This window comes from Bacillus sp. FSL P2-0069, from assembly GCF_038593315.1.
GTDB classification, from domain to species: domain Bacteria; phylum Bacillota; class Bacilli; order Bacillales; family Bacillaceae; genus Bacillus; species Bacillus safensis.
Genome location: NZ_CP151984.1, coordinates 774,355 through 797,666, shown reverse-complemented (window position 1 = coordinate 797,666; position 23,312 = coordinate 774,355). Strand labels below are relative to the sequence as shown.

At 39.8% G+C, this 23,312-nt stretch carries 22 protein-coding genes and 2 other annotated features; of the genes, 7 read left to right on the top strand and 15 right to left on the bottom strand.

The window, feature by feature from the left end:
- The first annotated feature begins 605 nt into the window (after window positions 1-605).
- Window positions 606-2,114, top strand: coding sequence for a helix-turn-helix domain-containing protein (locus NSQ34_RS03925; protein WP_098676640.1), 1,509 nt, complete (start codon window positions 606-608; stop codon window positions 2,112-2,114).
- A 53-nt stretch (window positions 2,115-2,167) separates the two neighbouring features.
- On the opposite strand, the gene NSQ34_RS03920 is transcribed toward NSQ34_RS03925, so the two are convergent.
- The 9 genes from NSQ34_RS03920 to NSQ34_RS03880 all read right to left on the bottom strand — a co-directional run bounded on the left by NSQ34_RS03920 (window position 2,168) and on the right by NSQ34_RS03880 (window position 11,730).
- Window positions 2,168-2,449: a hypothetical protein gene (locus tag NSQ34_RS03920; protein WP_024425245.1), complete on the bottom strand. Its 282-nt coding sequence runs from the start codon at window positions 2,447-2,449 to the stop codon at window positions 2,168-2,170.
- Between the two features lie 343 nt (window positions 2,450-2,792).
- A complete protein-coding gene (locus tag NSQ34_RS03915) occupies window positions 2,793-4,076 on the bottom strand; it encodes a hypothetical protein (protein ID WP_111927637.1) in 1,284 nt (427 codons plus the stop codon).
- A 23-nt stretch (window positions 4,077-4,099) separates the two neighbouring features.
- On the bottom strand, window positions 4,100-4,669 hold the full coding sequence (locus NSQ34_RS03910; RefSeq protein ID WP_101676712.1) for a hypothetical protein: 570 nt from the start codon (window positions 4,667-4,669) through the stop codon (window positions 4,100-4,102).
- Between the two features lie 173 nt (window positions 4,670-4,842).
- Entirely contained in the window at window positions 4,843-6,765 is a 1,923-nt protein-coding gene (gene thrS, locus NSQ34_RS03905; protein WP_111927636.1) for a threonine--tRNA ligase, read from the bottom strand.
- 52 nt (window positions 6,766-6,817) lie between these two features.
- Window positions 6,818-7,041, bottom strand: a binding site (T-box leader).
- A gap of 37 nt (window positions 7,042-7,078) precedes the next feature.
- Window positions 7,079-7,302, bottom strand: a binding site (T-box leader).
- Between the two features lie 74 nt (window positions 7,303-7,376).
- Window positions 7,377-8,558 (bottom strand): DUF1835 domain-containing protein, encoded by a 1,182-nt coding sequence (locus tag NSQ34_RS03900; RefSeq protein ID WP_111927635.1) that lies wholly within the window; start codon window positions 8,556-8,558, stop codon window positions 7,377-7,379.
- Window positions 8,559-8,810: 252 nt separating this feature from the next.
- Complete coding sequence (locus NSQ34_RS03895; protein WP_025093495.1) at window positions 8,811-9,998, bottom strand: MFS transporter; 1,188 nt, start codon at window positions 9,996-9,998, stop codon at window positions 8,811-8,813.
- Window positions 9,999-10,024: 26 nt separating this feature from the next.
- Window positions 10,025-10,852, bottom strand: coding sequence for a MerR family transcriptional regulator (locus NSQ34_RS03890; RefSeq protein WP_111927634.1), 828 nt, complete (start codon window positions 10,850-10,852; stop codon window positions 10,025-10,027).
- A gap of 138 nt (window positions 10,853-10,990) precedes the next feature.
- Window positions 10,991-11,314, bottom strand: a complete 324-nt coding sequence (locus NSQ34_RS03885) for a carboxymuconolactone decarboxylase family protein (protein WP_264316055.1) — start codon at window positions 11,312-11,314, stop codon at window positions 10,991-10,993.
- Window positions 11,315-11,340: 26 nt separating this feature from the next.
- Window positions 11,341-11,730, bottom strand: a complete 390-nt coding sequence (locus NSQ34_RS03880) for a tautomerase family protein (protein WP_264316054.1) — start codon at window positions 11,728-11,730, stop codon at window positions 11,341-11,343.
- A 111-nt stretch (window positions 11,731-11,841) separates the two neighbouring features.
- Between NSQ34_RS03880 and NSQ34_RS03875 the strand changes: the two genes are divergently transcribed.
- A complete protein-coding gene (locus NSQ34_RS03875) occupies window positions 11,842-12,726 on the top strand; it encodes a LysR family transcriptional regulator (protein WP_268456676.1) in 885 nt (294 codons plus the stop codon).
- 29 nt (window positions 12,727-12,755) lie between these two features.
- On the opposite strand, the gene NSQ34_RS03870 is transcribed toward NSQ34_RS03875, so the two are convergent.
- The 4 genes from NSQ34_RS03870 to NSQ34_RS03855 all read right to left on the bottom strand — a co-directional run bounded on the left by NSQ34_RS03870 (window position 12,756) and on the right by NSQ34_RS03855 (window position 16,914).
- Window positions 12,756-13,169 carry a DUF6508 domain-containing protein gene (locus NSQ34_RS03870; RefSeq protein WP_264316052.1) on the bottom strand — a complete coding sequence of 138 codons (414 nt, stop codon included), beginning with the start codon at window positions 13,167-13,169 and terminating at the stop codon, window positions 12,756-12,758.
- Window positions 13,170-13,335: 166 nt separating this feature from the next.
- Window positions 13,336-14,094, bottom strand: coding sequence for a methyltransferase domain-containing protein (locus tag NSQ34_RS03865; protein WP_101676706.1), 759 nt, complete (start codon window positions 14,092-14,094; stop codon window positions 13,336-13,338).
- A gap of 462 nt (window positions 14,095-14,556) precedes the next feature.
- Window positions 14,557-15,942, bottom strand: coding sequence for a 23S rRNA (uracil(1939)-C(5))-methyltransferase RlmD (gene rlmD, locus NSQ34_RS03860; protein WP_111927630.1), 1,386 nt, complete (start codon window positions 15,940-15,942; stop codon window positions 14,557-14,559).
- Between the two features lie 102 nt (window positions 15,943-16,044).
- A complete protein-coding gene (locus tag NSQ34_RS03855; protein ID WP_264316049.1) occupies window positions 16,045-16,914 on the bottom strand; it encodes a DNA-3-methyladenine glycosylase in 870 nt (289 codons plus the stop codon).
- A gap of 434 nt (window positions 16,915-17,348) precedes the next feature.
- On the opposite strand from NSQ34_RS03855, the gene NSQ34_RS03850 reads away from it, so the two are divergent.
- Window positions 17,349-17,858, top strand: a complete 510-nt coding sequence (locus tag NSQ34_RS03850) for a hypothetical protein (protein WP_024425256.1) — start codon at window positions 17,349-17,351, stop codon at window positions 17,856-17,858.
- 133 nt (window positions 17,859-17,991) lie between these two features.
- Window positions 17,992-18,951: a magnesium/cobalt transporter CorA gene (gene corA / locus NSQ34_RS03845; RefSeq protein WP_034283707.1), complete on the top strand. Its 960-nt coding sequence runs from the start codon at window positions 17,992-17,994 to the stop codon at window positions 18,949-18,951.
- 97 nt (window positions 18,952-19,048) lie between these two features.
- Here corA and pdaA read toward each other — a convergent pair whose 3' ends face one another.
- Both pdaA and NSQ34_RS03835 read right to left on the bottom strand, forming a co-directional pair.
- Window positions 19,049-19,840, bottom strand: coding sequence for a delta-lactam-biosynthetic de-N-acetylase (gene pdaA / locus NSQ34_RS03840; RefSeq protein ID WP_024425844.1), 792 nt, complete (start codon window positions 19,838-19,840; stop codon window positions 19,049-19,051).
- Between the two features lie 101 nt (window positions 19,841-19,941).
- Entirely contained in the window at window positions 19,942-20,133 is a 192-nt protein-coding gene (locus NSQ34_RS03835) for an SE1561 family protein (protein WP_012009274.1), read from the bottom strand.
- A 146-nt stretch (window positions 20,134-20,279) separates the two neighbouring features.
- Here NSQ34_RS03835 and yfkAB point away from each other — a divergent pair, with 146 nt between their 5' ends.
- From yfkAB to NSQ34_RS03820, 3 genes are all read left to right on the top strand, one after another.
- Window positions 20,280-21,401: a radical SAM/CxCxxxxC motif protein YfkAB gene (yfkAB, locus tag NSQ34_RS03830; protein ID WP_024425845.1), complete on the top strand. Its 1,122-nt coding sequence runs from the start codon at window positions 20,280-20,282 to the stop codon at window positions 21,399-21,401.
- 7 nt (window positions 21,402-21,408) lie between these two features.
- On the top strand, window positions 21,409-22,245 hold the full coding sequence (locus tag NSQ34_RS03825) for a mechanosensitive ion channel domain-containing protein (protein ID WP_024425846.1): 837 nt from the start codon (window positions 21,409-21,411) through the stop codon (window positions 22,243-22,245).
- 220 nt (window positions 22,246-22,465) lie between these two features.
- A complete protein-coding gene (locus NSQ34_RS03820; protein WP_264316048.1) occupies window positions 22,466-23,185 on the top strand; it encodes a YebC/PmpR family DNA-binding transcriptional regulator in 720 nt (239 codons plus the stop codon).
- Window positions 23,186-23,312: the final 127 nt, after the last annotated feature.

Here is a 23,312-nt window from a genome sequence, read left to right as displayed (position 1 = left end):
ACCCTATGAATAAAATGAGTTGATCAATCATGAGCTTGAAAGGTCATCATGAGTAGTGGATTGAGTAAATGGATTGGGGTCTATAGAAATGGGGAATAGTGAGAGGATCGTGAAAAGATTAAATGTGAATTTTTATATTTATACTGGAATGAACAATAAACGATGTGTACATGCATATATAAGCATGTATTCACATATGGTTCGTTCATATGAAACAAGCATGTATCATATCGTATGTAAGGTGAGTCAGTTCAGCATTATATAAATCGCATTCCTTTCTACTCCCTTTCATATGGTAATCAAAAATCTGCTGCGTTTTATTCTTACATTTACCGTTTCAACAGCAAAAAAATAAACTTAAATATCTAAAATGATCCATTTTTATAGGATTCATGGCTTACTTATCACCTTTTAAAAGAAATATATGGAGAATCAGGGAATAACATTTGTTTTCGTCTAATTTTTTTCTCTTTTATCATGAAAAGTGAAGACAAAACGATTTAGCCTAAACATTAAAATCATTTTATGCCTATTTAGAAAATCAAATGTTCTTTAAGTGAACTTCATCATATAGAGGCAAGCCAAGGGAAGGAGTTAGTTGTTTAATGGAGCTCATTGATAATAAATCAAAGAGATGGATAAACATTTTAAAACTGCTTGTATCAAAAGATAAGTGGTGGAGCCTTCAAGAGATATCGAATGAAAATATCGGTTCCGTTCGTGCCATTCAAAGCGATTTAGAACAAATGAAGTCGTTCCAAACAGAGAACGGAGAGCCGTTAATCCACATAAAGCCAAGACAAGGCATATCCATTTGTTATACACAGACGATACGAGTCGACTACTATATCAAAGAAATTCTAAAAGATACGATTGAAATTCGATTGATTGACGGCGTTTTCTTTGAACAAAACAGGTCTTTCTATGAATGGATGGACACGCTGAATATCAGTAGATCCACATTGTATAACACCATTCATAAAATCAATTCGCTTCTTATCTCGTATGACATTGAGTTACGACCAGATAGTATGCAGTTCCATGGGAATGAGAAGGAGATTCGTCAATTTTTTGTGGAATTTTTGTTTGAAGTCTATGGAAGCAGGCTTTGGCCATTCGATGATATTCAAAAGCAGGATGCAGTTGATTTTTTACATAAGCTTTTTCAGGTGCTCGAAGTCAATCTACCTGATGTGGCTATAGATAAATTTTGCCTATGGCTCGCCGTTTCCATACACCGAGTGAGGAAAAATTTTTCAATACGACGCAATTATAGGTACTCATTGGATCAGGAAAAACAAACATCTACAGCTAAAGGTATCTATAATCAAATCAAAAACTTGGAAGAACACGTTTGCCAAATGACAAAGGACACTTTTGGTGTTACGTTGGATCGTCACGAATTTGTCTTTTTACTATTGATTGAACCAGCTATTGGCCATTATAAATCAATTGAAACTGTCGAAGAAAAATTGATGTTCTTTCAATCGCATACACCACACCTCTTCGAAGCCATTCATTCCTTTATCAATCAATTGGAGTTGATTTTTCATCAAGAGGTGGCTAATCGCAAGGCGATGACACTGATTCTTCTCCAATATTATGTGTATTCTAGGGAAATTACCGTAAGAGATGGATTCCTTTTCAAAAAGAAATCGAGGTATTTATCAGAGGTAAAAAAACAGCTTCCTTACTTCTATTCGAGGATTACTCATATCATCCAAGAGCTAAAAACAGACGATATACTTGCTTCTTTAGTGAAAAATGAACGAGAATTGATTCGTATCATTACTTCTAACTGGAGGGGGCTTGTTCATTTGGAAATGGATCGGAGAAACGTGTTGAACATTTTTGTCATTTCAACATTAGGTTATAATCATAGCTTGTTGATTGCGGATTTAATTAAATTAAGATTGCCTCCTCTCATTCATATTTTCACAAGTCCAGAAAATACATTAAATGAACTGACAATGGATCGACTTGGGATTGATATGGTTGTGACCGATACTGAACTTCCTAATCAATTAGGACGGTCTACGCTGCTGATCAGCTCTTTTCCAACAAAGAAAGAAGTGGACAACTTGCACTCAAGATTGGTTGATATGACAAACTAATATTCACAAGAAAAGCTGCTGAGGAGCTCTCAAGCAGCTTTTTTGCTTCTGTATTAATGAAGTGCTATTTGTTCATTCATCAAATCAATGGCGTAAAGCGATTGCTCATATTCATCTAATAGAAGGTAGACTTTGAGCGGTGCAGCGGTTTGATCTGTCTGCTGCGTGAATAGAACACAAGTGAATTTTTCGATTCCTTCTGGCAGCTTGCTTTTCAGAAAAGGATGAAGAATAGGAGAGATTCGAAGGGTATCAACATCTTTCAGCCAAAGCTCATCTTGTAACGCAGGATAATGGTCAACCAAAAACTGACGAAACACTTCCAATGTACTCAAGGTAGATATCCTCACTTTCTTCTATTTATGGCTTTAAGCTTACCTAAAAACAAACATGTTCAACTCATCCTATGATCTTAGTCCGCCTAGTTTCGCTTACTACTAGAGACATGATTTCATTTTTTCTTCTAAAAGATTTGTAGATCAACTTGACTGCAATGGGTTTTCAATATGTATGACGTTTACTATATGAAATACGAATTCCAACCGATGGACCTATGATCATATTCTTATCTGTTTCTTTCGTGATGAAACGACAACTTCCTTCTACAAAATTCCATTTTTATTCTAAAAAGAGGAAAATGGGATAAAAAAGAACAGTTGCTCACTGTTCTTTTAGAAGTTATGAAAGGTCTGTCAAAGAGAACACTTCACCGCTCACTGCATCAACGCCTTCATGACAGTCGAGCTTTCCGCATAAAACATATTGTTTTTGCACATCGTCATAGACGTAGATGGGTGTAAGTTCGAGGTGTTCTCTCAATGTTTCAAAGGCTTCTTTCTGAGATATGGTGATTTCACTAGCTGTTTGAGATGGATTGAGTATCCCGCATACTTGAAACATTTCTTTTTTATCTATGTAATTAATGGCTTCAAAAGTGCTGGCATCAATGAAGACCTTGATCTTATCCATAAAACCACAGCCTTCTTGCTCATTCGTTTTTAATATCGCTTCGATGTAGCCATGATCGCGATGGAGTGTTTTTAACACCCACTTCCCTGTATCCTTTGAATATTTTTGCGCCAAAAAGGTTCGAACCGCTTTGATACACTCAGCCTGCTCTTCTTTTGAGATCGGGAATGTATCCGGTGAAGGCTCCAGTGAGAAGGCTTGTTCAGCAGTAATGTCCTCGTTTATATTGATTTCCTTTTTTTCAAAGGCTTTGTTTAACGGTTCATTCCACTCCATGACCTGATGCATGTGTATACAATGTGTTTCTTCACGCCCAATTTCAAACGGTATCGTTCCTGTTCCATCGTTCTTGATATAAATTTCTTCTAACGCATATATAGGGCGGATTCGATTCTGCTCGAAGGATGGCCAATCAAACCGCTGCACTTGCTGCTGAGCTAAATTCTCGATCCTATCAATGGAAAGCACATATTCTTCAGTTCTTAGTCGTTCTTTTGCCATAAATGGCCCTCGATGTATATAGTGAATGAGCTGCCCATGTTCATCCCATTTCACTTCGATTCTGCCTGAAGGCGTCACTTTCACACCATCTATTGCTTCTTCGAAAAAAAGTTCCCCTTTCTCCTTTTGATGCATATGAAAATGCTCACCATAGACCAACCCTGTTTCTTGTTCGATCCATTGAATGACATGAGCTGGATAAGGCCTCTTAAATGTGACACCATTCTTCGCGAAGGTTTTATCCATGACAAAAATAACCGTTTCACTCTGGCCTGTATTCAAGTTCACGTCAATCACAGCTGTGCCGTCCGGGTTTAGATCATCGTCCTCGGGTTCAGCTTCATGAGAGGGAAACCATTCCATATTCAATGTATAAACCGTTTCATTGAACATATTGACGTAGCGATGAAAACTGTGTCTTTTTAAATAGTAAAGATCTAAACCAAATTTCGCCTTTGTCTGATCGATCAGTTGTTGAATGTTTGCATTCATTTGTTTCACCTCAAAATTCAGTTTTATGGAAGAAAAAAGATGACGATAAATCCGAATATGACAATCACTGATAATAATCCTAAAGCCATTGCCATCATGTTTGATTCCTTTGTAAAGCCTTTTAATCCATGCGCTTCCGTCGATCGGTCGATTTTTCTAAAGCGATAAAGCATGCTTACATTAATAAGAGCTAGAGTTACAAATAATAAGAAAAGTAAAAGTATAGGCTGTATGCTTAAGAATGGAATCGTTACATCTTGGAAGCTAAATGACTGGAGGAACATCAGACCACTCAATACTGCTTTCGAAATATTCTCTGACCTCTTTTCTTTCTCCCACTCTTCCCCCAATTTTTCTTTTTCATAAATGGCTACCTGCTCGAAAATAGGAATGAAAGACTTTGTCGATCCTTTTTTAATAAAACCATAAATACTTAGAAAGAGCATGATAATTCCTAAACAAAGAAAGAAATGTATAAATCGAATGTCAGACATTTGAATCAAGATAAAAAAAGCGACGATCATGATCCCGGCTATTAAATTAGAGACGATTATTTGTTTTGTCCTCATCTTTTTCAGGGCAGCTTGTTCCATGTAGTACTCCTCTCCGTTTTAAAGGTTTCTGTTGAACGCTCTATCTCTATTATGATTTTAACGAAAAAATGTTTCAATATTTTCCCTTTCTACTGTCAATTCGGCTTTTTTCGCAAATGAAAAGACGCCCATTATTCAATGAACGTCTTATTCATCTTCATAAAATCATTACATCATATCTGAGCAGCCGATCTGTCTTTTATTTGCTTAGCTGCCATGTGTTTAAAGTCCTCAATAGACAGCTCTTTTGACGTTTTTTCTCCGTGCTGTCTAATATTCAGTGTTTTTTCTTGCCTTTCTTTATCGCCGATGACCGCGATATAAGGGATTTTTTGCATTTGTGCTTCTCTCATTTTATAGCCAAGTTTTTCATCCCGCTCATCGATTGTGGCCCTTATTCCGATACTTTTTAATTGCTGCTGCACCTCTAAGCAGTGATCAAGGTGAACAGTTGAGACAGGGATGATTTGTACTTGTACTGGTGCTAGCCATAATGGGAAAGCGCCCGCAAAATGCTCGATGAGAATACCTAGGAAACGATCTAGAGAACCGAAAATGGCACTGTGAATCACAACTGGCCGTATCTTTTCATTTTTTTCGTTGATATATGTTAAATCAAATTTCTCTGGCATTTGGAAATCCAGCTGAATTGTGGCGCACTGATGGCTCCGCTGCAGGGCATCTTTAATATGAAAATCGATCTTCGGGCCATAAAATGCCCCATCTCCTTCATTTAGCTGGTAGTCGACCTTTAGACGATCAAGCACATTTTTTAGCGCTGTTTCGGATATATCCCAAATAGCGTCATCCCCTAAGGCTTTTTCTGGACGAGTGGATAGCTCGACGGAATACTCAAACCCAAACGTCCGATACACATGATCAACTAATTGAAAAATCCGTTTGATTTCAGCTTCAATTTGATCTTCTCTCAAAAAAATATGGGCATCATCTTGGCAAAATGTTCTGACCCTGAACAATCCATTTAACGCTCCGCTAAATTCATGACGATGCACCTGACCAAACTCAGCCATTCTAATCGGAAGGTCTCTGTATGAATATAAGCTGTTTTTAAACATGAGCATATGCCCTGGACAGTTCATCGGTTTTAAAGCAAAGCTTGTATGGTCTACTTCTGAGAAATACATATTTTCATGATAATGATCCCAGTGCCCTGACTTTTCCCAAAGCTCTTGGTTCATCATAAACGGTGTACTCACTTCTTCATATTGCGCTTTGCCTCGCACTTCTCTTGAAAAGGCCATTAATTCATTTCTGACAATCTGACCTTTGGGTAAATAAAACGGCATACCTGGCGCTTCTTCTGAAAACATAAAGAGGGACAACTGTTTCCCTAATTTCCGGTGATCACGTTTATTTGCTTCTTCCATGAAATGAAGATACTCAGCTAGATGATTTGGATGTTGAAACGCCACACCATACACTCGCTGCAAGACATCCTGATGACTGTCTCCCCGCCAATAAGCCCCTGCAACACGTGTTAGTTTAAATGACTTTAAGTACCCTGTAGAAGGTACATGCGGCCCGCGGCATAAATCTACAAATTCTCCTTGCTGATAAACTGTGATGGCTTCTTGAGAGGGTAAATCTTTTAAAATATCCAGCTTATATGGATCATGTGCAAACAGCTCTTCAGCTTCTTTGTAAGAGACCTCTTTTCTTTGGATAGGATGATTCTCATTAATGATGTTTTTCATCTCTTTTTCAATTTCAGCCAAATCCTCTACACTTAATGTTTGATCGAGCTTCATATCATAGTAAAATCCATTTTCGATGACAGGTCCGATCCCCAGTGTGACATTGTCATATAACCTTTTCACAGCCTGGGCTAATACGTGGGCAGATGTATGGCGCATCACTTCAAGCCCTTCTTTTGAATCAAGTGTGACAATAGACAGCCGAGCATCGCTGTTTAGCTTTTCACTTAAATCAACCATTTGATCATTGACCTTACCTGCCACTGCTTTTTTTCTTAAGCTCGGACTAATATGGGAGGCAACATCTGCAACAGTCGTACCTGCGGGAAACTCCTTTATCTTTCCATCTGGAAATTGAATCTTCACCATGTTTTCTCTCATAACCGACACACCTTTCCTATTTTTTGAAATAAAAAAACACACCCATCCCGCGTAAAGGGACGAATGTGTAATCCGTGGTTCCACCCAAATTCCCATAAAGCGTATTCGCTTTATGGCTCTGGTGCCGTAACGTGGCATTGACGGTATTGGATACTGCAATTTTCCCCAATACAGCTCAAAGGTGGTAAGACAGCTTTTCTGCGTTAGGAAGATTTCAGCGTGACTCCCCTCTCTGGTAACCGTAAAAGCTGCTCATGTCCTTTTCAAAGCAATAATCCTATAGGAGTGTACAAAAAAACACACCCATCCCTCATAAAGGGACGAATGTGATATCCGTGGTTCCACCCAAATTCCCATAATGCGTATTCGCTTTATGGCTCTGGTGCCGTAACGTGGCGTAAACGATATTGGATACTGTGATTTCCCCAATACAGCTCAAAGGTGGTAAGACAACTTTTCTGTGTTAGGAAGATTTCAGCGTGACTTCCCTCTCTGGTAACCAGTAAAAATCGCTCATGTCCTTTTCTTCGCTTTTAATTTCTCCATATCTTACATGATGATGATGGATTGTGTAAAGGATTATTTTGTACAGTGATAAGAAAATTCATTCTTTAAATGTAATATTGCGCGTATTCACTTGGGCTGTATTCAATTTGAAACGCAGGAGATAAGGCTCGTTTCACTTCTTCAGTGATACGCTCTCCTTCTTGATTGAACTTCCTTTCCATGTCTACGCCATTTGGCAGCAAATCATCGGTTTCTTCGTCAAACCAGCGGCCATACTGTATGTTCCAATTCCAGATCTTTGAGAAAAGAGTATCACTCATTGGTACATCATCTCTTTCTAAATGACATTCGCAATACCCACACTGAAAAGGTTCACCGTAATCTCCTTCAATTTTCACAAAGGGATGATCCTTAAACTCTCGACAGCACACCCATTTTTTGAAGTGCTGACCGAACTCTGTCAGTTTAATCGAGTAATAACGCATGGAAGTTCGACTCCCTATCATGTCAAAAATGCCTTGATCAATTAATGTCTTGATTCGATACTCAATAAAATCATCGCCGATATACTGATCTAAATAACCGATGATTTCTCCTATTAAACGTGGAGTTTTGATGAATTCCTCTTCAGGCTCAGACTGATGAACCCGCTTGGCCATTTTCACTAAATAAGCATCAAATTCATCTTCTGGTACGCTGATCACTTGTCCTTTTTTCCATATCCGCAGCGTATGATTTTCTTTAGCAAGTGAAAGCCATTCATTTTGTAATCTTTCTCTCTCTTCTTTTGTCACTGGGTGAATATGCTCTTTACTCTCATACAAAATTTTAAATTTTTCAGATGCGATTTCTCCGGAATGTCGAATATCCATTCTTCTTATATTTGTATTGAACAGCTGATCAAATGCTGTCGTTGTATTGATTACTGACAATTCTATGCTTTTCTCTTTTAATAAATAGACGGCATATCGCAAGCCAATTTGCTCATGGGCATTACTGCCTGTCCAGAGAAGTATACGACTGCCAGCTTTTATTTCTTTTATTTGCTGAAGCATTCTGTGCTGATCATTGACCATGTCGTCAAAATAGCCATATTCATTTGACATCACGTTACGCAGCCATTCTATACGGTTCGCTTGTCCTTTATGTTCGTGTAAATGTAGAAGTGGTCCAATCGAATAAATATCATCAAAAGCGATGATATCATCTATTTGATCTTGCTTCATTTCACGTACTGCTTGTTTTAAACTACCGGCAGCTGCCGCCCCAAATATGATATGTATCATTATTCGTCTCCCTTTATCTTACAGTTTATTTCATCTTCACCTATTCATGGTTCTTGCGTCAATTCTATTGAGTCAATTTCATTCAAAAGTATGACAAGGAGATCAGGTATTTACAGAAGTAATAAAGCAGAAGTGCAGAAATAAGAATTTTTATAAAAAAAAGCCCACGAAATGGGCCAAGGAACTACCCTAAATAAGTAGTTCCCACAATACAAAACTAAATTTGTATGTTCACTAGTGAAATCGTTCATGTTACCTTCCTTGCTCCATCACCTTCAAACTCTTCTGCTGAGAGATTCGATCAAACGCCACCATCAAGATGGTCATGAGTAAAGCGAGAAGAACCGTTCCAGCGCTGATCCAGCTCAAGTGCAGTATAGATGTCCTGCTCAATACAAGCCCTCCTAATCCCGAGCCTAAAGCAAATCCGAATTGAATAAACGATGTATTGACACTTAATGCGATATCAGGAGATTTGGGTACAAGTGTGACGAGATACAGCTGCTGAGCTGGAGATGTGCTCCATGTAGCAATCATCCATATCATGATCACCGCCACCATGACCACGAGATTCCCTGTCACAAATGCTAGCAGCATCAGCATGATGATTTGTAGAATAATTCCGGAGAAAATCGTGAATGTTGGGCCTTTTTTATCTGCTGCAACCCCTCCAAGACTGGAGCCCAAAAAGCTGCATATTCCCGCTAGTAATAAAATGCCGCTGATTTCTGTGATGCTAAGGTTTGCTGATTCTTGCAGGAAGGGCGTTAAATAGGTAAATAAAGTGGAATATCCGCCTACATAAAAGAGTGTAACTGCCACTGCAAGCAAAATTCGCTTATCTTTTAATATCGATAATTGCATACCTAGCGTCACCGGTTCTTGTTCTTTCATAGAAGGTATGCGCCTATACACAACAATCAGCGGAATGAGCGTGATCAATCCAATGGCTGCAAATAATGCTTTCCATCCAATCATGCTGCTTAGAAATGTCCCGATTGGAACACCTAAAACTAAGGAACTGCTCAATCCCATTAAAATGATACCAATCGCTGTTCCTCTTTTTTCTCGTTCGACAAGACGAGTGGCCACTGCCATTGCCACCACAATGGCCGTCCCCCCACTAATTCCTTGTAAAACCCTAGTCATCAGCACCATTTCAAACGAATGGCTGACACTTGTGATGATATTACTTAAAGTAAAAATGATCAGCATCCATGATAATATTTTTCTGCGGTCGATATTGATGGTCAGTGCAATGACAATCGGCGCGCCGATTGCTGCTGAGAGCGCTAATGATGTGACCAATAAACCAGCAGCAGATGTCGTGACCTGTAAATCATCTGCGACCATTTGAATAATGCCTGTAATGATATATTCGATCGTTCCAATTAAAAAGGCTGCTAAAGCAAGTAAATAGACAACGGCTTTATTTTTCATCGTGGCTTTTCTCCTTTGGACAATGTTTACGATTTGACTTCATTTTTTATAGGAATTTGAATTTCAATGAGTCTTCCTTCTTCATTTTCAGACAATGGGTAATAAATCTCTCTCCCCGGCTGATCTTCTTTCACGCGGTATCCGTTATGTTCGATCCATGTCGCCAGATCAACACAAGCAGTTTGTGCAAATGGAGAATCTGAATGAAATAAGAGCGTCGCCATGGTTTCTTCAGCTGGTAACGTACGCATCGTGATACCCTGAGGCAGAGAGCCCCTTAACGCTTTCGTGGAATATCCCACCTCAAATTCGAACTCACTTTCTTTAGCAATTGATTCCCTCCACAGCACGATTTGCGGCTCCGAGTTCAAGTCTTGCGGATGTTTATGTAACAAATGATGAAACGTTTGAAAGAATGAAGGGATTTCGTCAACAGTTCCGTTGGATTGAAAAGACATGATGCGTTTGCTTTCAACCGATTTGATGATGACCTCCTGTTCTTTTTCCACACACCCCTCTCGTTTGATAAGGTGCATCCGCTCCTTAATACGCGCTAATTTCTGTTGTTCTCTCTCGATCAATTGCTGAATCTCACTCTCTTTCAAGAGAAACATGCCCTGAATCTGCTCGACAGAAATATCTTCACGAAGAAGCTGTCCCATTTGCTTTAACGTAAAACCTAATTCCTTGTACAGAAAAATTCGATTAACCTCAAGCAGCTGCTCAGCTGAATAATACCGGTATCCGGATTCTTGATCGATCTGCTTAGGCTTTAATAAATCTATTTGGTCATAATACCTTAAGGTTTTGACAGGGACCTTACTTAACATAGAAAAATCACCGATTTTAAACATCCTGCATCTCCTCCGTTTTGTTGATCTGATCAAAGTATAAACCTTTCAGTAAAGGGGAAAGTCAACAGGAGATTTTAAAATACAATTTATCGCATATAAAAAGCCCTATTTCAAATAGGGCTCGTTGTTTGATGAATTTTATTCGTCCTCCAAAATATGTTTAGCCGCTTCTAGTGCTGAAGCTGCTTTAGGCCATCCGATATAAAAACTAAGATGGATGATTGCTTCAATCAATTCGTTCTTCGTGACACCATTTTCTTTGGCAAGATGTAAATGATATTCCAGCTGATTCAGGCTGCCCGTACTTACTAAGGCTGAGACCGTAATCATACTGCGATCTCTAAGAGAAAGTTCCTCTCTCCTCCACAAATCTCCAAAGAGAATTTTTTCTGAGTACTCAACAAATGCTGGGGCAAAATCTCCGAGAGTGAATTTTACAGTTGGCTTGATTGGTTGATGCATAGCTATTTCCCCTTCCATTCGTTCTGTTACTTGATCATCTGCGCAAGTCCTTCTCCAAAGGACCAATTCTCCAAGCCTGTCTCAATCAGCATTATGAATACATTTTCTTTCGGGATATGAAGCTGGCAATATAACTGGTCAGCTACTTCCATATATAAAGACTGCTTCTGTTCCTCGGTTCTACCCGCACCACATGTAATTTGGATATATAAAAGACGATGATCTCTTTCATGACGAAGAAAATAATGGGGATCATAAAAAAATTCTTCTTTCTTATGTGAACTGAATACCTGAAAGTAGTCTTTTTTAGGAACTTGAAATTCTTTCATCAGCGCCTTCATGATCGTTTGGCTAACAGAAGCTAAGCTTTCAGTATCGTACGCATTTTCCATATAGCTGACTTTTACAAATGGCATGAATGTCATCTCCTTTTTTCTGTCTACATTCATTTTACATGCTAATACTTGTTTTATATAATTGAATAATATACAAAATTGTATTTATAAAACGAATGGAGATTATTAGAAATGGATTTAAAAGAGTTAAAAGCATTTCAAGCCATCATTCAAGAAGGGACATTCTCAAAAGCCGCTCAAAAATTGAATTATGCCCAGTCGACCATAACGAATCAGATCAAACGATTAGAGAAGGAGTTAGGATTTCAATTGTTTGTAAGAGGATGGGAGGCTGAATTAACCCCTTCAGGACAATTGTTTGCCAAAGAGATTGATCAGCTGATACTCCATTGGCATTTTGTATTAGAGCAATCACAAAAACTCCAAAAAGAAGAAATCGGAACCTTGAATATAGGCGTCATAGAACCAATTGCTGCTACTATTCTTCCTTCCGTCCTTCAAACATTCAGGAGGCAAAAACCGAATATCACATGCCACTTTATCATTGGTAATACAGACTTTCTTCACAAGCTTCTGCTCAAGGGAGAGCTCGATTTTGCCATTTCAGGGGAACCAGTGATGAATACACTTCCGTTTGAGGAGTTGTACAAGGAGGAAATGTCTTTTATTATCGCAAAACAGCAGGCAGATCAAATTGGACCGATTTCATTGATCAAAGATCTTTATGAACAGCCTTTGATTATTGGCGGGGAAAGTTGTTTATATCACATAAAATTACAAAAGGAACTCTCAAGAATAAATGTGGAGCCGTTCACTTACACCATCAGCCAGATTTCAGCGATTCCATCATTTCTAAAAAAATTCCTCTCTGTCGGAGTTGTTCTTTCTTCTACTCTATTGTCAGACGAATTTGTGAAAGTTCCAATTGAAATGGAAGACCCTTTTATCCCAATAGGAATCTTAACTCATAAGGAACCCCATCTCTCTCTGGAAAACACCAAGCAGCTGCTGCTTGATCTATTTCGTCAAGAAGTGGAGCAATTCACATGCTCATAATCTCGTTTCAGAAATAAAAAACCTAGATGTCATACATCTAGGTTTTTCAATCTTTCAAGCCATTTTAAGATGGCTCCACTTTTAAAAGAGCCCAATATGGCACCATCGCAAAACCGCTCAGCACTCACCACTCCCATGATGAGAGCAAGTACACACTGCGCATTTAAATGTGAGAGGTCCACATTCTCGATATCGTTCAATCCACCTTCAATGCCATTTTCTTTGAGGATTTCTCTGTAGCGGATAAGCTCCAGCTCTTGATGTTGTTCCGCAAAGATATAGACATCTTCGATAAAGCGTTGGACCGTTTCGGAATAATGCACAAAAGGCATCTGGATTGGGCGTTCAGCTGTTCCATCATTTTCTTGATCGATCACCCATTCTCCGATATGGTCCTCGCGGAGCATCGGTATGTATTTTGTTAGACTATCAAATTGGCTCATCGTTATCCTCCTCTATTTTTAGAATGCTTTCAAGCCCGACAATAATAAAAGGAAACATATGATCAACTGAATCGTACGTTTTATTATTTTTCATCTTTTGTTTCGTGGTGGCATCTATTCAAAATTAGGCTGGAGCCTTCAAATATATCAAAGGCTCCATTTCCAACTAAACTGCTTTAGCTAAAATAATAAATCTGTGTTGTTTTGCGTCAAAATAACCCTTTTGTTCAATGATTTTATGAATGGTGTATAATTCATATTTGAAATTACTTATTTCAAAACCTGGCACTTGCCAAGAAATTGCTTTCAGATAATACACCAATGCTCCGATATCATAAAATCTTTGAATAGGGAACTCTTCTGCACTTTTCAACACCTCAAAATAATTCTCCTGTATTTCGTCTAAAGCTTTCTTTAAGTTCCAATCAATAAAATCTTTATTTATTGGTACCCTTAGATTCTCATTAATCTCTATGCAATCGAGTCCACCGACTTGTTGAGTTAGAAAAATACCTTCTTTCGAGATAATTCTTCTCACCTCTTTAGATGAAAATGACTCATGTTGATTGATGATAAGATCAAACTTTCCAGTCTCAAACGGAAGATTTCCATCATTAGAAATTTGAACTACCTTCACTCCTAAGGGTGTTAATCGTTCTTTTGCGATAGGTACATTAGGCAAGTACCCTTCTGTAGCATAAACTGACGTTGGAAAAGGTCTTAATTTTGATAAAAACTCTCCACCACCTGTTCCCATGTCCAGCATTGATTTTGCATTTTGAACAAGAGAAGTAGCTATACTACCATATGACCATGAAAGCAGCTCACTTTTCATTCTTCCAGTTTCAGATATGAATGAGAAATCCCACCCAACAAAAGGTTCATCTGCTTGTTTTATAAATGAAGAAAACTGTTTGTCATTCATCATAATCCCTCCAATCATCATTTTGCAGTTTGAATGATTAAATATTTGGAGGGCCTCTTACGAATGTAAAAAGTTGTTATATTTCTTGTTCTTTCAGTCTCATATTTAATCACTACCTTTAAAATATATTTAAAGAGTACCTTGCCGAAGACCTTGTTTTTTGACATTTATTTCATATTCATTCAGCTGATATTTGAGTGTTTGAGAATCGAGAACTCATGAAGGGTGTCTCATTATAGAGGACTAAGTGCAATGATAGAAGAGAATACGAAATGAGAGCTTAGGAAAAAATAAATAGATTGTTAGTTAAAGTAAAACCCCTCCTGTTGGAAGGGGTTTTTCATTTAGTTACTGCCTTTTCTATTGCTGTTTTCGGTCCACCAATTTCGTCTACTGTGGGTCCATATATATCTGGAATCGTTTGACTGCTATTTTTGGTCTATCATAGCTGTCATTTCCTTTTTATTTAAGAGATAAAGACACCACACACTCCACATGCGCCGTATGCGGAAACATATCAACTGGCTGCATGTATTCGATTTTGTAGTCTTTTGACATGTATTCAAGGTCTTTTGCTAGTGTGGATGGGTTGCAAGAGACGTAGACAAAGCGTTTTGGTTTGACTTGTTTGACGGTGTCTAAGAAGGTGCGCTCGCAGCCTGTTCTTGGCGGGTCGACGACGATGACGTCAGGGCGGAAGCCTTCTTTGACCCATTTTGGTAGCCAATGTTCAGCTGTTCCTGTTACATAGGTCGCGCTTTTCATGCCGTGTTTTTTGGCATTTTTCTTGGCATCATCAATCGATTCTTTGATGACATCCATTCCTCGTACTTCTTTGGCGCCATCTGAGAGCCACATCCCAATGGTCCCAACGCCGCAATATGCATCGACAACCTTTTCTTTGCCTGTCAGTTTGGCCGCTTTTTTCGCTTCATCGTAAAGCTTTAGCGTCTGCTTCGGATTCAATTGGAAGAAAGCACGTGCACTCAATTCAAACGAGACGTCTCCTAAAAATTCTTGAATGACCATGTTGCCAGCTAGGTGAGATGTTTTATGGCCGAAGATGACCGACGTTTTTTCACCATTAATATTGTGCATAATGGACGTCACTTCAGGCAGACGTTTTTGAATGGCTTCGGCTATTTCTTTTTTCTTTGGAAATTCAGGTTTTGATGTGACAAGAACGACCTGCACTTCCCCTGTTTCAAAACCGACACGCACGACAATCGAGCGTACGTCGCCTTTTCTTGTCCGTTCATTGTAGACCGATACGCCGAATTTCTCTAAAATTTTGCGGACAACGCCCGTTGTTTTGTTCGTTTTTGGATGCTGTACGATACATTCTTTGATCGGTACAAGCTTATGAGAATTTAGTCCGTAAAGTCCTGCAATGATGTCTCCGCTGTGAGAACGTCCTACTTGGAACTGACTTTTGTTTCGGTAATGCCACGGATCTTCCATACCGATCGTTGGCCTGATATCAAGCTTTTCAACCGATAGCTTCGTATGGCGCTCCATTGATTGAATGACAATATCACGCTTTTCATTTAGCTGCTGCTCGTACGCCAAATGCTGAAGCTGACAGCCGCCGCACTGCTCGTATACTGGGCATGGCGGTTTGACTCGATGCTCGGAGCGCTTTCGCACTTTCCTCACTGTACCTTCTGCATATTTTGCTTGGACATTCGTTGCTTCAACCACCACTTCCTCACCTGGAAGCGCACCTGGGACAAAGACCACTTGCTTTTTAAAATAACCGACCCCTTCACCATTAATGCCAAGGCGTTTAATGGTAAGCGGGAACTGCTGTCCCTTTTGCAAAAGGGCACCTTGCTGTTTTTCTTTCACTTTATTCTCTCCGTTCTATTTGAACCCTTAATAGGTTGTCTTCATTTTATTCCATCTCATTAGTATATCACGTCTTAGACAAAGAGAGAAAATTCCTTTCCGTTATTTATCTGTCTCAATGCTTCTCCATAAATATAAAGAAGCGTAGCTTAAATATGGGGTCCATTCCTTGCTTAGCGCTGCCATCTCATCTTTTGTCGGTTTTTCAGGCAGGTCGAAGTGTCGTTTGATTGCGTTTTGAATGCCGATATCTGCCATCGGAAAAAGATTTGGCCTTCCAAGCCCATTCATGAGCACATTTTGAACTGTCCAAGGTCCAATCCCTCTAATCGGAAGCAATCGCTCTTCCACCTCCAAATCAGATAAATCGTGTAATTCCTCCAAACAAAGTGAGCCGCTCACAATTCGTTTCGATACATCGATGACATATTCTGCTTTTCGCTGACTAAATTGAAGCTTTCTCAAATCATCTGTTTCAAGAGAGGCAATGGTTTCTGGTAAAGGATCAAACCATACACCTTCTATTTGCTCGCCGTACGTATGGACAAATCGTTTCGTGAGCTCGTAAGCAAACGAAAGATTAAGCTGCTGATGAATGATACATTTCATTAAACAATGATATAAATGAAAATCCAGCATGAGCGGCGTTCCGATATGCTGCTCAAAAATGGGCGCTAGATTAGTTTGAGAAAAATGGTCTTGAATCATGTGTAATTGATGCTCCATGCCAAATATCCATTTCACCTCAGAAAGAAGGGGTTCCTCGGGACCGTTTGCTCGCACCCGAAACATAGGCGCATCCTTTGTTCCAGTAGCTTGAACGATGACCACGTACGGTTTTTCCCCTAATCTGATCGGCACTTTGATTTCTCTTTGACTCAAATCGACTGCTTTTAATGGATCACTTGATAAGCGTCTAAGCACTTGATCGAAATGATACGGCGGCTCTACTGCAAGCTGTTTCTCCCACATACATGTCCTCTTCCTTTCTGCAAACATACGCAGATGTGATTGTTTCATTTTGCATGAATGATTCTCTAGATTGAATACTTTTAAACATAAAGAGTACAAGAATTTATCAGTTATATCTTCCTTATTTGTGGTCATTCTCCTTTTGGATAGATGAAAGTTTTTAGTCGAATTCAGCTAAAATTCGACAGCATCCTTCAACATTTTAGGCTCATTTTCCTTAAATTAGAAATAGAACCTCTGGGTGATATCTTCCATTCCAGAAATATTTGTATAATTATGACATATCAAGGAGGTGAACAAAGAAATTAGCGGATTAGGCAATCATTTGTTTTATCTTGCAGGAACATATTTACCTCATTGATGACCGGCTTCACTTAGTTTCACATTTTACAAAAAAGAAGACCCAAAATTTAAAAACAAAGGAGATCCGACCAATGAAAAAAACAATTCTTTCTGTTGCCCTTGCCACTGCTGTTTCTTCGACACTGCCAGTATTCGCTGACGCTGCTGAGCCAAAAACTTCAGCACCTGTTTCTACTACACTTCAGCAAACTGTCTTAAACAAAGCTGCTGAAGGTAAAGCATCTACAACTGCAGGAAACGTTAATATTAACTTTGATGTACTTGGTATTGCAAATGCATTAATCAATGCTGCAAATGCTAACACAAACCGTGAAGGCTTTGTCAAAGGATTAATGGAGTCTGCTTTCTATGCTGCTGGCGCAAAATACAATGTCATGGTATTTAACTTAAGCCAAGGTTATGAGACTCGTTTCAACGGCGTCAAAACGTTTGCTACTGTGAAATACGGAAGTATTACGTACGGAGTCTGGGTATTCGAAAATGGATCTTTCACAAACAAAGGTGACGGCGGCTACATCAACTGGGCATTTAGAGGCTGGTTCGACCGTAATGGTGGTTTCGTCAACTTCCGTCGTCCTTAATTCTCGGTTTTATCCATCAATCATACACGCACATTGAACCGATCTCAAAAATGAGATCGGCTTTTTTTATGAAGAAAACGTATAAGTTCACCGGCGCTGCTTCATGATATAATGCAAGTCTGGAGGGGTGCACATGCTGAGAAAACTTGCAGTGACAAAAAACGGCGACTTGATTGAACATGCAACATTGCAGCAGCTTTCAAGCCCCGATATCGCCTGGTATTGGATTGATTTTCATGCGCCAACGGAAAAGGAAGCAGCGCTTTTAAAGGAATATTTTCATTTCCATCCACTCGCAATTGAAGATTGTTTTCATTATTTACAGCGGCCCAAGCTTGATTTTTATGAAGGATATTTGTTTTTCGTGCTGCATGCCCTTAATCAAAAAACGCTTCGTTCTGAGGAAGTCGATCTGTTTGTTGGTGAAAACTATATCGTGACCTTTCATTTGAAAGAAGCGCCGTACGTTGAACGTGTGATTCGAAAGCTCAAAGGCTCTGATAAAGCGAGAAACAGCGGACCTGAGCATATTGCCTACATGCTGATTGATGAGCTTGTTGATGATTATTTCCCTATTATTTATCAAATTGAAGACAGGCTGAATGAAATTGAGGATGAAGAAGGGCATAAAACGTATGGCACGCTGATGAACGAAGTATTTGGGATTCGATCCGATTTGCTCAAACTGCGAAGAACGATTATCCCAATGAGGGACCTTTTATATCGTATTGTGAACACAAATATGATGAAAAGCGATCCAAACCGCCATGCTTATTTTAATGATATTTATGATCATCTTTTGAAGTTAACCGAGATCGTTGAGTCAAACCGTGATATGACAGCCGATTTGCGAGACAGCTATCAGACGCTGAATTCCAACCGGATGAATGCGATCATGATGACATTGACCATTGTGTCGACCATTTTTATTCCGCTGACCTTTATTGTTGGGGTGTACGGAATGAACTTTGACAACATGCCAGAATTACATTGGAAATACGGCTATTTTGGCGTGCTGATTTTTATGGGTCTCCTCGTCTCGGGGATGCTTTTGTGGTTTAAACATAAAGGGTGGTTTAGGATTTTTAAATAGTGTTTGACTCTTTTTTCACCTCATCACTCTCTTTAGTTTCAGCGTAAAATCAGAGAGGGAAAATCAAAAAGCCTGCAGGTCTTCTGCAGGCTTCTTTCTATAGCTGAGGCAGATGCCATACTTTTTCAAGCATGAGATCGTCTAGACTTTTAAATGAATATCCTTGTTTTTTCAGAGCGGTGATGGCATCATCCAGCGCTTCGGCATTGTCTCTTGAGACGGTATGAAGTAAGTAAATGGCACCTGGGTGCGCCTGCTTCATCATTTGATCGTAAGCATACTGTTTTCCTTTTTGATGATGGATATGCCAGTCCACAAACGCCACTGACCAGAAAACGGTTTGGTAGCCGAGCTGTTTTGTTTCTTTTAATACCCTTTCACTGAACACACCGCGCGGCGGACGAAGATAGAGGTTATCCTGTTTTCCTGTGATTTTGTACACATCTTCATTGACACGGTCCAGTTCTTCTTTGATTTCTTTTGTACTCTTTGTTGTTAAATCAGGATGGTGATAAGAATGGTTGCCAATGATATGACCTTCCTCTGCCATACGTTTGACAAGCCCCGGCTGGTCCTTTACAAAATGACCTGTCACAAAAAAGGTGCCTGGTACTTGATGTTTTTTCAGCACGTCTAAGATCTTGGGTGTGTACCCATTTTCATAGCCATTGTCGAAGGTAAAATAAATCTCTTTCTTTTTCGTGTTGCCTAAATAGAACGCATCATACTTTTTTAAGAGTGCCGTCAATTCTTTGCCCGCATCCGGCGGCCTGTGCTCTTTACTTTTCGCAAATCCCCAGTTAATGGGCTTATTAGACACGGCTTCCGCTTCTGAGAGAGGCATGGAAACAAAAAGCGCACATAAACAGATCAGCATGAATTTTTTCATTTACGTCACTTCCCGGTTTTTCTTCTATTGTGCAGAATAAGACCGAGACTCATACACCGATTCACCTGCCAATTTAAAGAAAAAAGCCCGCACCGCGCGAGCTATTCTTCCTTCCAATCATTTTTAAACCGTTCATATTTCGCTTCCAGGTCGTCAATCATCTGGATCAGTCTGTCTATATCCTCAACGTCTGTTGATTCAGGATCTAATGAATCAATCACATTCATAAACATATCTAATCGGTTCTTTAAATAATCAACCTGCTGCTCTTTGCTGTCTGCTGCCTTACCCATCGATACACTCCCTTTAGCGTTTGTTTATAGCTTATCTTTTTTTCCCTTGCAAATCAATTGTGTCCCCCTTGCGTATAACCGTGATGAGGCTTAAAATTAACTGTTGGCGGGTCTACGTTTGCCCGAATGAAAAGGAGATAGATACCATGAACCAAAAAACAGCACTTCGTCCGATCACACCTGCATACGACCCTTGGGAAGCCTATCTCGATGTGCAGGATTACGGAGAAATGAAGCTGACTAATATTGAATTTACGACAACAACGCTGTGTAACATGAGATGTGAGCATTGTGCGGTCGGCTATACCTTACAGCCTAAAGACCCGAATGCGCTGCCGATAGATTTACTGCTTCGCCGTTTAGATGAAGTTCCGCTCCTGCGCTCACTCAGTATTACAGGCGGAGAGCCCATGCTTTCTCTTAAATCTGTACGGGAATATGTCGTCCCTTTATTAAAGTATGCCCATGAACGCGGCGTCCGTACACAGATCAATTCAAATTTAACCCTTGATTTGGCGCGGTATGAAGAAATTATTCCTTACTTAGATGTCCTTCACATTTCACATAACTGGGGCACTGTCGAAGAGTTTGCAACGGTCGGTTTTGCCATGATGGATCGAAAACCAACCTTTGAGCAGCGCGAGAAATTATTTAACCGCATGATTGAAAATAGTCAGGCACTTGTCAAAGCGGGCGTAACCGTATCCGCTGAAACCATGCTGAATAAGCGCACGCTTCCATATATCGAACACATCCACCGGCAAATCGTCGAGGAAATGAAATGCCAGCGCCACGAAGTTCACCCGATGTACCCAAGTGATTTCGCCAGCGCCCTTGAATCATTGACGCTTCCGCAAATGCGGGATGCGATTCATCAGCTGCTTGATATTCGTGATCAAAACACCTGGATGCTGTTTGGCACCCTGCCGTTTTATTCATGCAGCACAGATGAAGAAGACCAGCGACTCCTCAACCGATTGCGCCAGGAGAAAAATGTCACGGTACGAAATGACCCTGATGGACGCTCACGGTTGAATGTGAATATTTTTGATGGGAATATTATTGTGACAGACTTTGGCGATACTCCGCCGCTTGGAAACATTGCAACTGATACATTGCAATCAGCCTATACACGCTGGATGAACACAAAATTAGCAAAAGAACTGAATTGTCATTGCCCAAGCGTGCAGTGCCTCGGTCCGAATGTTTTAGTGAAAAACAGCTATTATCAAGATGTTGATTTTACTTCTCGTACAGCCAGGGGGTAACCGATAGATGGACGATACATTTCTGACAGTGGTCAAAAACAAATACATTGAAATTCTCCTTGTTGGACTCATTCTTTGGCTTGCTGTCTTTATGATTAACAAAGCCCTTCAAATTTTCTTTAAACGAACTGAGTTTATAGAGGACAAGAAGAAGAAAACAATCGAGAGCTTGGTCAAATCGGTCACGCAATACACCGCTTCGATTTGCTTTGTGCTCTATGTCATTTCTCTGTTCTTTCATGACTTTGGGAAAATCCTTGCGGGTGCTGGTGTTGCTGGGATCGTCATCGGTTTTGGCGCCCAGACGCTGATTCGTGATATTTTAGCAGGCGTTTTTCTTATCTATGAACGTCAGATTCATAAAGGGGATTATGTGACGGTGAATAACCTCTTTAATGGAACCATTGAAGAGATTGGTCTCCGATCTCTGCAAATTAGAGAATGGAGCGGCAAGCTGTTAACCATTTCTAACGGAGATATCCGTCAAATCCAAAACTATAACATGCACTACATGCGGATTACGGAATCTGTGTTAATTAGCGCGAATCAAAACCCAGATATCGCCTTTCAAGCACTTGAAACAGCATGTGACAATTTAAATCAAATGCATCATGATTTTCTTAAAAAAGACGAATTTCAAAACGCCATTGAACCCTTTCAAGTTCATGGAATTATGGGTCTGAATAAGCTGAATCGCGGGATTGAAATCACAGTAAAGGGAATGGTCGAAGACGAAAAATACTTCGACGCCGCCCTCGCTGTGCGAAAAGAAATGATCAAACAACTTCATCAGCATGATGTCAAATTGCTTGAGGATCTCGCTTATCCCCAGCCTGCAAAATAACCTCATATATGATGGGGTTATTTTTTATATACAAGTTGCCGGGCTGACTCGGGCTTGCGAGAAACTTGGAACACTTGAACATTCGCTAACAATTCTTTTCATTTCAGCCCTCTTACTTCTATCCTCTTGACTGATTCATGTATAATAGATAGCAGAATGATTTCATGCAGCATGGGGACCCTCATACTGTGTATTTTCTAAGTGAAAGAGAGTGAATAAGATGGGTCGTAAGTGGAACAACATTAAAGAAAAGAAAGCATCAAGGGATGCCAGTACAAGTCGTATTTACGCAAAATTCGGGCGTGAAATCTATGTGGCTGCCAAACAAGGTGAGCCAAACCCAGAATCAAACCAAGCACTTCGTTTTGTCCTAGAACGTGCAAAAACATATAGTGTCCCAAAACATATCGTGGACCGTGCCATTGAAAAAGCCAAAGGCGGTGCGGAAGAGAACTTCGATGAGCTGCGCTACGAAGGATTTGGTCCAAACGGATCAATGGTGATCGTTGACGCCCTCACCAATAACGTAAACCGGACAGCTTCAGATGTTCGAGCAGCATTTGGGAAAAACGGTGGAAACATGGGCGTAAGCGGCTCTGTTGCCTACATGTTTGACGAAACAGCTGTCATCGGTGTCGAAGGGAAAAGCGAAGAAGAAACGCTTGAGCTATTAATGGAAGCAGACGTTGATGTACGTGACATCATGGAAGAAGATGAAACGGTGATTGTGTACGCTGAACCAGATCAATTCCATCAAGTACAAGAAGCATTCAAACAAGCCGGCGTAGAAGAATTCACTGTCGCTGAAATCACAATGCTTCCGCAAAACGAAGTGACATTAGACGATGAATCGAAAGCACAATTTGAAAAGCTGATCGATGTATTAGAAGAGCTTGAAGACGTGCAGCAGGTTTATCATAATGTGGATTTAGGGGAATAAAAAATTTAAGCCATAGTAGTCGTTGAGTTCATTCAACTTCTACTATGGCTTTTTTTTCTCAAAAAATGCAATATATGTATAAAGATGTTAATGTCTACAATTTTCAAGGAGATGAGTTGCATCTTTA